The sequence below is a fragment of the Aeromonas sp. ASNIH7 genome (genome assembly GCF_002903485.1).
Taxonomy (GTDB): Bacteria; Pseudomonadota; Gammaproteobacteria; order Enterobacterales; family Aeromonadaceae; genus Aeromonas; species Aeromonas caviae.
Map to the genome: position 1 here is coordinate 572,244 of NZ_CP026226.1, position 15,522 is coordinate 587,765.

A 15,522-nucleotide genomic window follows, 5' to 3' on the forward strand; every position below is an offset into this window, starting at 1 on the left:
CGGGCGTTGGTTACCCAACGCCCGTAAATTCATTGACGAATCTGCTCACACTCTTACTACGAAGCCGTGATCAAGGCTCATGTGCTGCTCGGAATCCTCACGTATATCTATACGCTCTGGTTCCTGCGCTGCTCTTTACCTTGCTGACGGCCTCTCGCGACAGACCGTGAACAGATTCTGAGCCGATGGGCGAAGCGGACTTCGCCCATCCGGGTCGGGCTTACTTCTTGTCGTCTTTCACTTCTTCGAACTCGGCGTCGACCACGTCGTCGTCAGCCTTGGCAGAAGAGGAGGACTGACCGGCGTCAGCACCGGCGGCGCCTTGCGCCTGAGCCTGCTGCTGGGCAATTTCCATCAGCTTCTGGGACGCTTCCAGCAGCGCTTGCTGCTTGGCTTCGATGGCAGCCTTGTCGTCACCCTTGATGGCGGATTCCAGCTCGCTCAGGGCAGTCTCGATCTTGGTCTTCTCGTCGGCAGGCAGGGCTTCACCGGCTTCGGTGACCTGCTTGCGCACGGAGTGGACCAGACCGTCAGCCTGGTTGCGGGCCTGCACCAGCTCTTCGAACTTCTTGTCCTCGGCCGCGTTGGCTTCGGCTTCGCGTACCATGCGTTCGATCTCGTCATCAGACAGACCGGAAGAGGCCTGGATGGTGATCTTCTGCTCCTTGTTGGTCTCCTTGTCTTTGGCGGAGACGTGCAGGATGCCGTTGGCGTCGATGTCGAAGGTCACTTCGATCTGCGGCAGACCGCGCGGTGCCGGGCGGATGCCTTCCAGGTTGAACTGGCCCAGGGACTTGTTGTCGCTGGCGCGCTTGCGCTCACCCTGCAGCACGTGAATGGTCACGGCAGACTGGTTGTCTTCGGCGGTGGAGAACACCTGGGACTTCTTGGTCGGAATGGTGGTGTTCTTCTCGATGAGCGCGGTCATCACGCTGCCCATGGTTTCGATCCCCAGGGAGAGCGGAGTCACGTCCAGCAGCAGTACGTCGGTCTTGTCACCGGACAGCACGGCACCCTGGATGGCAGCACCCATGGCCACGGCTTCGTCCGGGTTGACGTCTTTGCGCGGCTCTTTGCCGAAGAAGTCGGCCACGGTCTTTTGAACCAGCGGCATACGGGTCTGACCGCCCACCAGGATGACGTCGTCGATCTCGCCAACCGCCAGACCGGAGTCTTTCAGGGCGACACGAACCGGCTCCAGGGAGTCTTTCACCATGTCTTCCACCAGGGATTCCAGCTTGGCGCGGGTCACCTTGATGTTCATGTGCTTCGGACCGGTGGCATCTGCAGTGATGTACGGCAGGTTGACGTCGGTCTGCTGGGCAGAAGAGAGCTCGATCTTGGCTTTTTCGGCGGCATCTTTCAGACGCTGCAGGGCCAGCTGGTCGTTGCGCAGGTCGATGCCCTGCTCGCGCTTGAACTCGTCAACCAGGTAGTTGATGACGCGGTTGTCGAAGTCTTCACCACCCAGGTGGGTGTTACCGTTGGTTGCCAGCACTTCGAAGGTGGTTTCCCCTTCGACTTCGTCGATCTCGATGATGGAGATATCGAAGGTACCGCCCCCTAAGTCATACACGGCAACCTTGCGCTCACCCTTGACCTTGTTGACGCCGTAGGCGAAAGCCGCAGCAGTCGGTTCGTTGATGATGCGTTTTACATCCAGACCGGCGATGCGACCGGCATCCTTGGTGGCCTGACGCTGAGCGTCGTTGAAGTAGGCCGGTACGGTGATGACGGCTTCGGTCACCGGCTCGCCCAGGTAGTCCTCGGCGGTCTTCTTCATCTTTTTCAGCACTTCGGCAGAGATCTGCGGCGGTGCCATCTTCTTGCCTTTCACTTCAACCCAGGCGTCACCGTTGTCGGCCTTGGCGATGGCGTACGGCATGATTTTCAGGTCACGTTGTACTTCGTCATCTTCGAAACGACGGCCGATCAGACGCTTGATGGCGAACAGCGTGTTCTTCGGGTTGGTGATGGCTTGGCGCTTGGCCGGCTGACCAACCAGGATTTCGCCGTCATCGGCATAGGCAATGATGGACGGAGTAGTACGGTCGCCTTCCGCGTTCTCGATCACGCGAGCATGGTCGCCATCCAGAATAGCGACGCAGGAGTTGGTAGTACCCAGGTCAATACCGATGATTTTACCCATTTGACGAATCTCCAAATACTTTGAATAAACTGGCGAGGGGCTCGCCTTGATACGTTAACGGCTAGGTGGGGCCTGCCACTGTGGCTTTCAAGCTCCCGGCATCAAATTTTTTGTGCCGCCGTGGCCTTGCAACCTATATGGGGTCTCAAGTCAGCGCTTCAAGTCCGGCCCTGAAAAAACCTGCATACAGGCCACCTGACAGCCAAATGACGCCAGACACGTCTTTTGGCGCCACATCCAACAAAAAGCCCGCCAAGCGGCGGGCTTGGTGAGAACAGCGTGATCAGTCAGCGGACTTGGAGACCATCACCATGGCCGGGCGGATGACGCGGCCGTTGAGCTCGTAGCCCTTCTGCATCACGGCGATCACGGTGTTTGGCGCCACGTCGGCACTGGGCACCATGCTCATGGCCTGGTGGGCATTGGGGTCGAACGGCTGGTTGGTCGGGTCCAGCGCCACCAGGCCGAACTTGGCCACGCCGCTCTGCATGGATTTCAGGGTCAGCTCGACCCCTTCAATCATCGGCTTGAGGGTGTCGTTCTCCTTGTCCGCCAGCTCGATGGCGCGCTCCAGGTTGTCCAGCACCGGCAAGAGCTCTGCGGCGAACTTCTCCAGTGCAAACTTGTGGGCTTTCTCCACGTCCTGAGCGGCACGGCGACGCAGGTTCTCCATCTCGGCGACGGCGCGAATGGCGCGCTCGCGCTCTTCCAGGGAGGCCTGCTGGGCCGCCTCCAGCTGGGCCTCCAGCTCGGCGATGCGGGCCTGCTCGGCTGTCACTTCACTGTCTACATCGGTCGGCTCGACTGGCTGGGCTTCCACTTGCTCCATCGCTTCAACCTTTTGTTCTTCGTGGCTCATGACATCTCCAATATTCAGGGGTTGCGTGTGAGGGTGGCTGGCGTTCAGACAAGCGACACGCGCCAGCAGACCCTGTGTTGGCGCTATTATGGGGACACAGCCCCGGCTTTCAAGGGGAAAAGGGCAGATCGGGCACAATGGCGCCCATCCGCGTGCCAGGCAGCTCCTTTTCGGGGCCGATTGCACCAACCGCCACGGAGGCAGACAAATCCCCGGCAAAGCGCGGTATACTCCCCCCAAGACTCTCCCAGACCCGATAACCTATGGATTCTCCGTTCAAAACCGTTGCCCTCATCGGCAAGCCCCATCACGAGGGGGCCAACCAGACCCTGACCGGCCTGTATCAGTACCTGACCAGCCGCGGCTTTCGTGTGTTGCTGGAGAGCCGGGTGGCCCATACCCTGGGGCTGCTCGGGGAGAACGTGATGGATCTGGTGCAACTCGGCGAGCAGGCGGATCTCGCCATCGTCGTCGGCGGTGACGGCAACATGCTGGGGGCCGCCCGGGTGCTGTCACGGTTCGATGTGGCGGTGATCGGGGTGAACCGGGGCAACCTCGGCTTCCTGACCGATCTCTCGCCCCAGGATTATCTGCTGCCCCTGGAGCAGGTGCTCTCGGGTCACTTCAAGAGCGAGCATCGCTTCCTGCTGGAGGCCGCCGTCTATCGCCACGGGGAGCGCAAGTCGAGCAACCTCGCGGTCAACGAGGCGGTGCTTCACCCGGGCAAGATCGCCCACATGATCGAATTCGAGGTCTACATCGACGGCAGCTTCATGTACAGCCAGCGCTCGGATGGCATCATAGTGGCGACACCCACCGGCTCCACCGCCTACTCCCTGTCGGCAGGGGGCGCCATTCTCACCCCCAAACTCAACGCCATCACGCTGGTGCCCATGTTCCCGCACACCCTGAGCAGCCGCCCCATCGTGCTGGATGCGGACAGCGAAGTGCGGCTGCTGGTCTCGCCAGACAACCAGGACGACGCCATGCAAGTGAGCTGCGACGGCCAGGTCACCCTGGCGGTCCACCCGGGGGACGAGATCCTCATCAAGAAGAGCAGCCACAAGCTTCATCTGGTGCATCCGCTGGATTACAGCTACTTCCACGTGCTGCGCAACAAGCTCGGTTGGGGCAGCAAGCTCTTCTAGCCAGGCAACACCTGTGGCGAGGGTTTACCCCTCGCTGCTTTCGACCAGCCGAGGCAGTGCCGGCTCGAATGCCAGATGCACCCCGTTTCGCCCCGCTTCCTTCACCCGGTACATGGCAGCATCGGCTTTGGTCAGCATCAGTGCCAGGTCAGCCTCGGCACTGGCGCACACAACCCCCATGCTCACCGTAACCCCCTCGCACGGCAGGCAGGCCCCCTGCCGGGAGCCCGTCTCTATCTGGCGGCGGATCCGGTCACAGATGTCGTGGGCCATCTGGCCGCTCACGCCTCCCATGATGATGGCGAACTCCTCGCCACCGATGCGCCCCACCAGATCATCCTTGCGTACCTCGGCCACCAGCACCCCGGCCACATAGCGAATGACCTCATCCCCGCAGCCGTGACCAAACTGGTCGTTGACCCGCTTGAAGTGATCGATGTCCAGGACCACCACGCAGCGCGTCTGGCCAGGCGTAGCCCCCTCCCCCTGCCTGAAGAGACCGCGCCGATTAAGCACCCCGGTGAGGGGATCCCGCTCCGAGAGCGCCAGCAATGCCTCCTCCGTCTCCACATAGGCCACCAGAGGCAGCAGCAACACCGAGCCGATGGTCAGCACCATGTGCATGAAGAAGATGAGATCGAGCCAACCTCCGCCCCCATCCGCCCTTCGACTCCCAGCAAGAGCAGCCCCCCCTGGCTCAGCAGGATGGTGAAATGCAGCAGGTAAATGAGCGCCACCGCATGGAGCACCCGCTTCTGTTGCCGGCCGAGAGAGACGATGAGGCAGGCGCACCACAGGTACAACATCGACTCCATCAGGGCCAGCACAATGCGCACGGGGGCGAGGCTGGACAGTCCCAGATAGAGCAGCAGCAACACTGCCACGCCTCCCCCCACGGCACGGGGATGCCATGCGCGTTCGTAAAGCGCACAAAAACCGGCGAGCAACAGCAGGATGCTCATGAGCGAGACCAGGCCGCCGACCCGGATGCCCAGCGCCGGATGACCACCCAACACCCCCAGACTGAGCAGCAGGATGGAGAGGGAGAACAGAAAAGCGGAGAGGGACCAGTACAGAAAGTTGCCTCGACCTGGCTTCAAGGAGTGGATGAACAACATGATCAGCCCCGACATCAGGTTGATTGCCAGGGAGATCAGCAGCAGGGTTGGGGTATGGATCATCTTGACGCATCCTTGCGAAGAGGTCTGTACACAGCCCAGGCTCAACCAGGACTGTTTCGAGTGTGTCTCAGCCAGCCACTCACCACAAGAGAGCCCCTCAAGGTGGCTTCTCGCATCGCCTCAGCCCATGCCAGGTACGCAGGTTGATTTGCAGGCCATCTGATCGGTGTCCCACCCATGCCGCGGCCTTGACATCCTTGCCCTCCCCCTGTTTCGCAAAAATCCTCCCTGCCCACTTTACTGTATATAAGACCAGTATATACTGGATGCATACACAGTAATGTTGGCCCATACAGGATGAGACCATGCTGACCCAGCTGACCGTCAACAACTTCGCCATCGTCAAGTTTCTCGAGCTCGATCTGCAACCGGGGATGACCTGCATCACCGGGGAGACCGGCGCGGGCAAATCCATCGCCATCGATGCTCTGGGGCTCTGCCTGGGGGAGCGCGCCGAAGCCAGCATGGTGCGCCCGGGCAGCGACAAGACCGAGGTGAGTGCCCGCTTCCTGCTGGAGGGTAATCCTGCCGCCCGGGCCTGGCTCGCCACCAACGAGCTTGAAAATGACGGTGAGTGCATCGTCCGGCGGGTACTGTCCGCCGAGGGGCGCTCTCGCAGCTATATCAACGGGGTTCCCGTCCCCCTCGCCCAGCTCAGGAACCTGGGTCAACTGCTGGTCAACGTCCACGGTCAGCACGCTCACCAGATGCTGCTCAAACCCGATTACCAGCTCGCCCTGCTGGACGGCTACGCCGGTCATCATCTGCTCCTCGACGATGTGCGCCGCCACTACCAGCAGTGGCGCCAGTTGCAAAACGAGCTCAACCGGCTCAAGGCCGAGCAGCAGCAGCGGGAAGCCCGCCGTCAACTCATCGAATACCAGGTGCAGGAGCTGGACGAATTTGCCCTTCAGCCGGGAGAGTTTGAAGAGATTGAAGAGGAGCATCAGCGGCTCGCCAATGGCACCGATCTGATGCAGGAGTGCGGGTATTGCCTCGATCTGCTCTATGACAATGAAGAGACCACCATCGCCGGTCTGCTGCAGACGGCCGTGGACAGGGCCGAGACCCTGGTCGGCATGGACAGCCGGCTTGGCAACGTGCTCGGCATGCTCAACGAAGCCCTGATCGGCGTACAGGAGAGCCACAGCGAGCTGCGCAGCTATCTCGACCGGCTGGAACTGGATCCAGAGCGCTTCAACGAGCTGGAGAGCCGCCTCTCCAAGGCCATCAACCTGGCACGCAAGCACCATGTCAAACCGGCGGAGCTGGCCCACTACCATCAGGAGCTGGCCGCCGATCTGGCCCGCCTCAACTCCGACGAAGAGCGACTCGAGGGGATGGAAGACGAGCTGGCCTCGGCCCGCCAGGCCTTCGTGCAGGCCGCCGAGGCCCTGAGCCAGAGTCGCCAGCGCTATGCCGAGGAGCTTGGCGCGAAGGTAAGCGCCAGCATGCACGAACTGGCGATGCCAGATGGCCGCTTCGCCATCGAGGTTCGACCCGATGCCCAGAGCAGCCTCTCGCCCCTTGGCATCGATCGGGTGGAGTTCATGGTCACCACCAACCCGGGTCAGCCCATCCAACCCCTTGGCAAGGTGGCTTCTGGCGGCGAGCTGTCGCGTATCAGCCTCGCCATCGTGGTGATCAGTGCCCGCAAGATCTCCACCCCTACCCTTATCTTCGACGAAGTGGATGTGGGGATCAGCGGCCCGACCGCCGCCGTGGTGGGCCGCCTGTTGCGCCAGCTCGGCGAATCCACCCAGGTGATGGTGGTCACCCACCTGCCCCAGGTGGCAGGCAAGGGTCACCAGCACATGGTGGTGAGCAAACACACCGACGGCAAGACAACGGAAACCCAGATGCAGGCGCTCACCCCGGGCGCCCGGCTCAACGAACTGGCCCGCCTGTTGGGGGGCGATCAGATCACCGATAACACCCTGGCCAATGCCCGTGAGTTGCTCGCAAGCTGACCACGGGGCGGGCGGGATGCCCTCCCGTCCATGTCGGCCCTTTCAGATTGACCGAGTCATCATCGCGGTGGCTAGCTGAAACCTCTTGCCGACGGCGCCGGCCTGGTTGACCGATGCCGTGAGCCGCAAGAAAGAACGAGGGGCTGCCCTGGCTAATCCGCGGCACATGTCTTGATGCTCAGTCTGAGCCTGTCAGCCTGGTCATCACCAAGTCGGGCTTCCATCGCCATGGTCAGGACGCCACTCATCTTCGTTGCACTCATTCACATTTCGAACGGACCCACTCCTTCATTTTCCATTCAACTCAGTCTGTTATGATGATGTAAACGGACTCGGTACCTTCAGTTGCCATCGACAGAAGGTGACGCTTGAGGCAAACACACCGGGTTCGTTTGAGCTGACATTTCGCGGGAAGGGAGAATGGGAGCGCGCTTCCGCCGTCTGACCCGCACCTGCCAAGGAGAACTGCTTATGAGCCCGACCAATATTGTGCTGTTGCTGGAAGGCAAGGATTACGAGCAGGAGACACTGGCCAAGGCGAGCCGTCTGGCACAAGGGCTGGGCGCCAACCTGACCTTGTTGCACCTGACCCACAGCAGCAAGACCCGTCGCAATAGTCTGTCCCTGTCACAAGAGGAGCGCAGCGCCCAGGGCACCCTGGATGCCAAGGCGATCATCAGTGAACTCATCACCCAGCTGTCTCATTCAGTGGATTACCAGTGCCTGGTGGTGGATGACGTGGTGCCGGATCTCCAGCGCTGGCTGGCCGCCCACCCCGCCGACCTCTTGCTGGTCGGCAGCCGTCATCACTGGATGGAGGGCTCGCTGGCCCGTCTGCTCCTCTACAAACTGCCCCTCGATATCCAGATCTGCCACGAGCCTCACGCCGCCTTGCTCAAAGCCGTCGGTTGACGCCACAAGACCCGCTCCCTGAGCGGGTCTTCTTGTTTCTGACGCCCCGCCGTCATCCTCCCCCAGCTTGACCTCCTCCACTGCGTCAACGCCAGAACCACACGATTTCTTACACATTGCTCGCTTCTTTTTGAGGGCCATTTGCTGCACGATATGGCCCTTGCACGCCTTCGCTCGTTTCGTTCAGGTGATAAATGAAAGCTCTTCGAAAACCCGGCAAGCTCGCCCTGCTCGCCCTTGTACTGATCCCTCTCGTCACCTGGCTGGCCTGGCCAGGCAACACACCGGACCCGGTACTGACCGCAACGGTAACCCGCCAGGATGTGGAGCAGACGGTGCTCGCCAGTGGCGTACTGCAGGCAATCGAGCAGGTGGATGTGGGGGCCCAGGTCTCGGGTCAGGTCACCTATCTCGCGGTGGAAGCGGGTCAACAGGTCAAACAAGGAGAGCTGCTGGCGGAGATCGATCCCCTGATCGCCCAGAACAACCTCAAGACCGCCGAAGCGGAGCTGGCCAGCCGCCGCGCCCAGCTCAAGATCAAGCAGGCACAGCTCAAACAGAACGAGCTTGCCTGGCGCCGCCAGCAGCAGATGTTTCGGCAGGAAGCGAGCTCTCGTGCGGATCTGGAGAGCGCCGAAGCCCAGCTTGCCGTCACCCGGGCCGAGCTGCAAAGCGCCCAGGCCGACATCGACAACGCCATCATCAAGGTGGAGCGCGCCAAGACGGAGCTCGGCTACAACCGCATTCAGGCCCCCATGGATGGTACCGTCGTCTCCATCGTCACCCGGCAGGGGCAGACTCTGGCCGCCAGCCAGACGGTACCGACCCTGCTCAAGCTCGCCAATCTCGACACCATGACGGTCAAGGCCCAGATCTCCGAAGCGGACGTCACCCGTGTCAAGGCGGGCATGCCGGTCTATTTCACCCTGATAGGGGATCCGGATACTCGCTACCACGGTACCCTGCGCACGGTCGAGCTGGCCCCCACCAACATCAATGAGCAGACGGCCAGCACCACAGCCACCAGCAATGCGGCCATCTACTACTATGCCCTGTTCGATGTGCCCAACCCCGGCCATCAGTTGAGGGTCGCCATGACGACCCAGGTCACCATCGTGCTCGGCGAGCGCAAGCAGGTACTGGCCATTCCCCAGACCGCCCTCGGCAAGAAGACTGGCGACAACGAGTACGAGGTCAGCCTGCTCAAGGCAGGGGACCAGAGAGAGATCCGCCGCATCAAGACCGGCATGAAGGATGACATCAAGATTGAGGTGGTGAGCGGCCTGACCGAGCAGGATAAGGTGATCCTGGAGCAGGGCAAGCCGGCCCTGCACGATGAAGGGGAGATGGAGCCGTGAGCGAGCCCCTGATCCGTCTCAAGGGCATCGAGCGGCGCTACCAGAGCGGAGAGCACGAAGTGACCGTGCTGCACCCGCTGGATCTCGCCATCGATGCCGGGGAGATGGTGGCCATCGTCGGCGCCTCCGGCTCCGGCAAATCGACCCTGATGAACCTGCTGGGCTGCCTCGATCACCCGAGCGGCGGCCAGTATCTGTTTCGCGGCCAGGATACCGCGACCCTGGATGCCCTCTCCCTGGCACGGCTGCGCTGCCACCACTTCGGCTTCATCTTCCAGCGCTATCACCTGCTGCCCCATCTGGATGCGGCCGCCAACGTGGAGATCCCCGCCATCTATGCCGGCACTGCCCGCCTTGATCGCCAGGCCCGAGCCCGCACCTTGCTGACCCGCCTGGGACTGCAGGATCGCAGCCACCACAGACCCGGCCAGCTCTCCGGCGGTCAGCAGCAGCGGGTCAGTATTGCCCGGGCGCTCGCCAACGGCGGCGAGGTGATCCTGGCGGACGAACCCACCGGCGCTCTCGACAGCCAGAGCGGCAAAGAGGTGATGGCCATCCTCAAGGAGCTGCACGCCCAGGGCCACACCATCATTCTGGTGACCCACGACATGGCGGTGGCAAGCCATGCGGATCGCATCATCACCCTGCGTGACGGGCGGGTAGTGGAGGACAGCGGCCATCGGGCGACCGATGACAACGCACCCTCACCCTCCCCATCCGGGGCGCCGGCCCACCCGCTGCCAGGTGATGGCAGCCAGATGGCCCCTCCCCCTGTCGGGCAAGATGCACAGGGCACAGGCGCCGCCGTCCGCACCGCAAGCCGGGGCTGGGATCGCTACCGGGAGGCGGGGCGCATGGCCCTGCACGCCATGCTGGCCCATCGCATGCGCACCTTCCTCACCATGCTCGGCATCATCATCGGCATCGCCGCCGTGGTCAGCGTGGTGGCGCTGGGTCAGGGGGCGCGCGCCAAGGTGATCGACGACATCAACGCCATGGGCACCAACACCATCGACATCTTCCCCGGCAAGGACTGGGGAGACGAGAAGGCCGCCAGCATCCAGACCCTGAATGAGCGGGATCTCGACGCGCTGCTCGGCCAGCCCTATCTGGAGGGGGCCAGCCCCCAGATAGCGACGTCGGGCCAGCTTCGCTATCGCAACAAGACCAGCAGCGGCAGCGTGATCGGGGTCGGCAACGACTTTTTCCGGGTCAAGGGGATGACGCTCACCCAGGGGCGCCTGCTCGATGAGCGGGACATCCGAAACCGGACAGCAGTCGCCGTGGTGGATGGCAAGACCATAGAGAGCCTGCTCGGCAAGGTGGACCCGGTCGGCCAGGTGGTGCTGGTCGGCACCCTGCCGGTGCGCATCGTGGGGGTGGTCACCCAGGAGACCGGCTTTGGCCGCAGCAGCCAGTCGGTCAATGTCTGGCTCCCCTACAGCGCCGTTATGAGCCGTCTCCTCTCCCAGCAGCACTTCACCCAGATCACCATCCGGGTCAAGGACGGCGTCCAGCCCGCCCTGGCCGAGCAGGCGGCAGTCGCCCTGCTGACCCAGCGCCACGGCGTGAAGGACTTCTTCACCTTCAGCAGCGACAGCATCGTCAAATCGGTGGAGAAGACCACCGCCACCCTGACACTGCTGGTCTCCGCCATCGCGGTGATCTCCCTCATCGTCGGCGGCGTCGGAGTGATGAACATCATGCTGGTCTCGGTGGTGGAGCGCACCCGGGAGATAGGGATCCGCATCGCCGTCGGCGCCCGCCAGTCCGACATATTGCAGCAGTTCCTCATCGAGGCGGTGATGGTCAGCCTGCTGGGGGGGCTGCTCGGTATCGGCCTCGCCCTGCTCATCGGCGCTCTCTTCTCCCTGCTCGTGGAAAGCTTCCAGATGCGCTTCTCGCTCTTCTCCATCCTGATGGCCTTCGGGTGCTCCTCCCTCATCGGGATCCTGTTTGGTTACCTGCCCGCCCGCAATGCGGCCAGGCTCGATCCGGTGGAGGCACTGGCGAGGGAATGACGATGCACAACCTATCAAGGCTCGGGCTAAGCCTGATGCTCACCGCCAGCCTCGGTGCCTGCAGCCAGCAGAGCACCTATCACAGACCCGATCTCGACGTGGCGCCAGCATGGCAGCAGGAGAGCCGGGGTCTCACCGCGCAGCAGGCTGGCCCCTGGTGGCAGGGATTCCAGGATCCCGCGCTCGATCGCCTGGTCGAGGCGGTGCTGGCCGCCAACCCGGACATGCGGGTGGCCGGGCTCAAGCTCAAGAATGCCCTGCTCGGCGCCGATCTGGCTGACACCAACCTCACCCCCTCGGTCAGCGCCAATCTCGGGGCCAGCGGCACCAAGAACATGAAAGATGGCAGCGCCAGCAGCAACCTGGGCCCCTCCCTCAACCTCAGCTACGAGGTGGATCTCTGGGGCAGACTGGCCGCGGCAAGGGATCAGGCGAGCTGGGAGGCACAGGCCAGCGAACAGGATCTGGCCGCCACCCGGTTGCTGCTCATCGGCAAGACCCTGGAGCAATACTGGCAACTGGCCTACCTCGGCTCGGCCATTACCCTGGGCACCCAGCAACTGGCCAATCTGGAGCGCATTGAACGCCTGACCCGCGCCAAATACGAGGCGGGCGCCGTGACCCGACTCGATCTGGTACAGGCCAGCCAGCAGAAGGCAGGCAAGCAGGCGGAGCTCGCCACCCTCACCCAGCAGCGGGCACAGGCGGGCAATGCTCTTCGCCTGCTGCTGGGCCGCAGCAGCGGGTCGCTCGCTGACGCTCCCGACGCCCTGATCATGGGCCCGATCCCGTCCGTGGCGGCTGGCATCCCCGCCGATGTGCTGGCCCGGCGGCCAGATGTGCGCGCCGCCGAACTCAGGCTGCGCAAGACCCTTGCGAGGGGAGACGAGATCCGCACCGGCTTTTATCCCACCCTGAGCCTGACCGGCGGTGCCAGCACCACCTCGGATACCCTGACCCAGGTGCTGCAAAATCCAGTCGGCACCCTGGGCGCCACGCTGGCGCTCCCTTTCCTCGAGTACAACAAGACCCGGCTCTCCATCGCCAGCGCCGACATCGACTACCAGATTGCCGAAACCGAGTTTCGCAAGCAGCTCTATACCGCGCTGCTGGAAGTGGAGGATGGCCTGGCCGCCCGTCAGCAAGGGGATCAGCGGCTGCGCTATCTGGAGCAGCAGAGGGCCTATGCCCGGGAGGCCGAGAGGCTGGCAGGCGCTCGTTTCCTGGCCGGAGCCACCGGGGTGCAACCCTGGCTGGATGAGCAGAACCGCCTGTGGGATGCCGAGCTCGCTCTGCTGGCACAGCAGCAGGCCCAGCTCAACAACATGGCAGGCATCTATCGGGCGCTGGGGGGAAGCGATCGAACCTGACCCAGGCGGAGAGTGTGGGATCGCGATGGACATCCAGAGGAGGTCAATCGCGACCCATGCTGCCCACAAACCAATTGATAATAGTTTTCATTTAATCAAGAATGGGCGCCATCATCAGCCAGGAGTATGCCCATGTCTCAACCCGCCCCGGCCAATCGCCCCCGCCTGCTCACCGTCAAGCATGTTCAGGATGTGAGCCCGCACCTGCGCCGAATCTGCCTGACCAGCCCCGAGCTTGTGGACTACCCCTTCAGCTGTGGCGGTGCTCATGTCAAGATCATGCTGCCCCGACCGGATCAGCGCGAGATAGTGTTGCCCACCCCCACCGACAAGGGGCCTCGCTGGCTCGATCCCGCCCAGAAACCCGTCATTCGCACATTCACCATACGCGCGTTTCGCCGGGAGGCGCTGGAGCTCGACATCGACTTCGCCCTGCACGGCGAGGCCGGCCCCGCCAGTCGTTTCGCCCTGCAAGCCAAACCGGGGGACAGGCTCGCCATCTCGGGCCCGGGCGGTCCCGACCCCATGCTGCAAACGGCCGAGCACTATTACATGGCGGGGGATCTCACCGCCCTGCCCGCCATCAGCGCCATGGTGGAGGTGATGCCAGCCCATGCCCGCGGCCATATCGCCCTGCTGGTCCCCCATCAGGACGACGTGCAGGATCTGTCGCTGCCGGCCGGCGTCGACCTGCGCTGGTTCGTGGGCAATCCGGAGCAGGCCGCGACCCTGGTGGCGCATTTCACCGCCCAGCCTATGGTCGCCGAGGGGAGCTATTTCTGGTTTGGCGGGGAAGAGAGCTTGGTCGTGCCGCTGCGCCGCCACGTCAGACGCGCCCTGGATGCCGAGCGCCAGCGGGTCTACGCAGTCCCCTACTGGCGCAGTGGCAAGGATGAAGACGCCTACCATCAGGACAGGCACGCCGTGATGGACAGCTGATCCCCTCTTTATCTTGTGACTGGCGGGCTTCTTCCCTCGGGGAAGCGGCCTGCTTTTGCTGCGGTTCCCCCGCCATCGTTCTTTCTCCCCCCATCTTCGCCTGGCGATTTCATTGCGCTTGCATTTGAGACAAACACCAAGATAATAACAATCATTCTCAACAACGGCGATGAGCCGTGAACCTGTCAGCTCCCAACAGGATGCCGCATACGGGTTCCCCATCGCACACATGCACAGCAAGGTAACTCCAGATGGCAGTTTTGAATTCGGTCATGCGCGCCTTCGCCATAGAGGCGCTCCCCACCCCTGCCGAGCTGCTGGCGCAGCACCCCTGTCCGGCCGACATGGCCCGGCACATCGACAGCCAGCGCCATCAGGCACGCCGGATCCTGGCAGGTGAAGACGATCGCCTGCTGGTCGTGATTGGCCCCTGCTCCATCCATGATCCCGTCGCGGCCCTGGACTATGCCGGACGGCTGGCACGACTCGCCACCGCCTATGAAGACAGCCTTCAGATAGTCATGCGCGCCTATTTTGAAAAACCGCGCACCACGGTGGGCTGGAAGGGGCTGGTCTTCGATCCGCACCTGGACGGCAGCAACGACATCAATCGGGGATTGCATCTGGCACGCCAGGTGCTGCTCGACATCAATGGACTGGGGCTCGCCACCGCCACCGAATTCCTCGACACCACCAGCTTTCTCTATCTCGCCGATCTCGTCAGCTGGGGCGCCATCGGGGCACGCACCACGGAGTCTCAGGTCCACCGGCAATTGGCCTCCGCACTGCCCTGCCCCGTGGGATTCAAGAACGGTACGGACGGCAATATCCGGGTCGCCATCGATGCCATCCAGGCCAGTACCGCCTCCCATCTCTTCACCGCCCCCGGCAGCCAGGGCGGCATGGTAGTGATCAAGAGCGAAGGCAATCCCGACGGCCATATCATTCTGCGTGGCGGCACCCTGCCCAACTACCACCAGAGCGATGTGGCGGAGGCAGCAGACCGCCTCACCCGCCAGGGACTCCCCCCTCGCCTGATGGTGGATTGCAGCCATGGCAACAGCCAGAAGCTGCACACGAACCAGCTGAAGGTCGCCAAAGAGCTCTGTCGCCAGCTGAGCGAAGGGAGCCAAGCCGTCGCCGCCGTCATGGTCGAGAGCTTCTTGCTGGGAGGAAACCAGAAACCGGCTCCTCTGGGTGAACTGCAATACGGTCTGTCAGTGACCGATGCCTGCCTCTGCTGGGAAGAGAGTGAACACCTGCTTGCCATGCTGGCAGAGGCGGTCCAGGCCCGTCGCCGCACCCGGAGAAAATACACACACGCCGTTCAGTCTGAACTCGGACAACCCGTCATCTAGCATTCGGTTTATTTGTTTGCCACCAATCCGTGTCTGCCTCATCCGCACATTGTCCGGCATCGTGCGGATATATCGCAGAAGAGCGGTGTCAAACAGACCATAAATAGAGGGGATAAATTAATAGGCGGTGGGCGTCATGCATCAGCATGAAAAAGAGACGGGCCGCTCAGGCATACAGATGAGGATCCACCGCCGCTATTTCATTCTGTCACAGCAGGTATCCATGATCGTTTCTCACAAGGGACGAAGAAACACGG

At 62.6% G+C, this 15,522-nt stretch carries 12 protein-coding genes; 8 read left to right on the forward strand and 4 right to left on the reverse strand.

The features are described 5' to 3' along the window. Positions 1-220: 220 nt before the first annotated feature. Positions 221-2,149 (reverse strand): molecular chaperone DnaK, encoded by a 1,929-nt coding sequence (gene dnaK, locus C2U47_RS02545; RefSeq protein ID WP_010673646.1) that lies wholly within the window; start codon positions 2,147-2,149, stop codon positions 221-223. Positions 2,150-2,432: 283 nt separating this feature from the next. Further along, positions 2,433-3,008: a nucleotide exchange factor GrpE gene (grpE, locus tag C2U47_RS02550; RefSeq protein WP_029314044.1), complete on the reverse strand. Its 576-nt coding sequence runs from the start codon at positions 3,006-3,008 to the stop codon at positions 2,433-2,435. Positions 3,009-3,271: 263 nt separating this feature from the next. Between grpE and nadK the strand changes: the two genes are divergently transcribed. Then, on the forward strand, positions 3,272-4,156 hold the full coding sequence (gene nadK, locus C2U47_RS02555) for an NAD(+) kinase (RefSeq protein ID WP_010673644.1): 885 nt from the start codon (positions 3,272-3,274) through the stop codon (positions 4,154-4,156). A 24-nt stretch (positions 4,157-4,180) separates the two neighbouring features. On the opposite strand, the gene C2U47_RS23185 is transcribed toward nadK, so the two are convergent. Next, on the reverse strand, positions 4,181-4,780 hold the full coding sequence (locus C2U47_RS23185; RefSeq protein ID WP_233735858.1) for a GGDEF domain-containing protein: 600 nt from the start codon (positions 4,778-4,780) through the stop codon (positions 4,181-4,183). Then, positions 4,765-5,337 carry a hypothetical protein gene (locus C2U47_RS23190; RefSeq protein ID WP_233735859.1) on the reverse strand — a complete coding sequence of 191 codons (573 nt, stop codon included), beginning with the start codon at positions 5,335-5,337 and terminating at the stop codon, positions 4,765-4,767. Before C2U47_RS23190 ends, C2U47_RS23185 begins: the two co-directional genes overlap by 16 nt. A gap of 305 nt (positions 5,338-5,642) precedes the next feature. On the opposite strand from C2U47_RS23190, the gene recN reads away from it, so the two are divergent. From recN to C2U47_RS02595, 7 genes are all read left to right on the forward strand, one after another. Continuing rightward, positions 5,643-7,307 carry a DNA repair protein RecN gene (recN, locus tag C2U47_RS02565; protein WP_069785328.1) on the forward strand — a complete coding sequence of 555 codons (1,665 nt, stop codon included), beginning with the start codon at positions 5,643-5,645 and terminating at the stop codon, positions 7,305-7,307. A gap of 471 nt (positions 7,308-7,778) precedes the next feature. Beyond that, a complete protein-coding gene (locus C2U47_RS02570) occupies positions 7,779-8,219 on the forward strand; it encodes a universal stress protein (RefSeq protein WP_069785329.1) in 441 nt (146 codons plus the stop codon). Between the two features lie 194 nt (positions 8,220-8,413). After that, on the forward strand, positions 8,414-9,577 hold the full coding sequence (locus C2U47_RS02575) for an efflux RND transporter periplasmic adaptor subunit (protein ID WP_069785330.1): 1,164 nt from the start codon (positions 8,414-8,416) through the stop codon (positions 9,575-9,577). Continuing rightward, the gene (locus C2U47_RS02580; protein WP_069785331.1) at positions 9,574-11,598 is read left to right on the forward strand and encodes a MacB family efflux pump subunit; all 2,025 of its coding nucleotides are present in this window, start codon (positions 9,574-9,576) and stop codon (positions 11,596-11,598) included. Before C2U47_RS02575 ends, C2U47_RS02580 begins: the two co-directional genes overlap by 4 nt. Beyond that, complete coding sequence (locus tag C2U47_RS02585; RefSeq protein ID WP_069785332.1) at positions 11,595-12,968, forward strand: efflux transporter outer membrane subunit; 1,374 nt, start codon at positions 11,595-11,597, stop codon at positions 12,966-12,968. The genes C2U47_RS02580 and C2U47_RS02585 overlap by 4 nt, the downstream gene beginning before the upstream one ends. Before the next feature lie 132 nt (positions 12,969-13,100). Beyond that, complete coding sequence (locus C2U47_RS02590; protein WP_069785333.1) at positions 13,101-13,907, forward strand: siderophore-interacting protein; 807 nt, start codon at positions 13,101-13,103, stop codon at positions 13,905-13,907. A 251-nt stretch (positions 13,908-14,158) separates the two neighbouring features. Further along, positions 14,159-15,265, forward strand: a complete 1,107-nt coding sequence (locus C2U47_RS02595; protein ID WP_069785334.1) for a 3-deoxy-7-phosphoheptulonate synthase — start codon at positions 14,159-14,161, stop codon at positions 15,263-15,265. Positions 15,266-15,522: the final 257 nt, after the last annotated feature.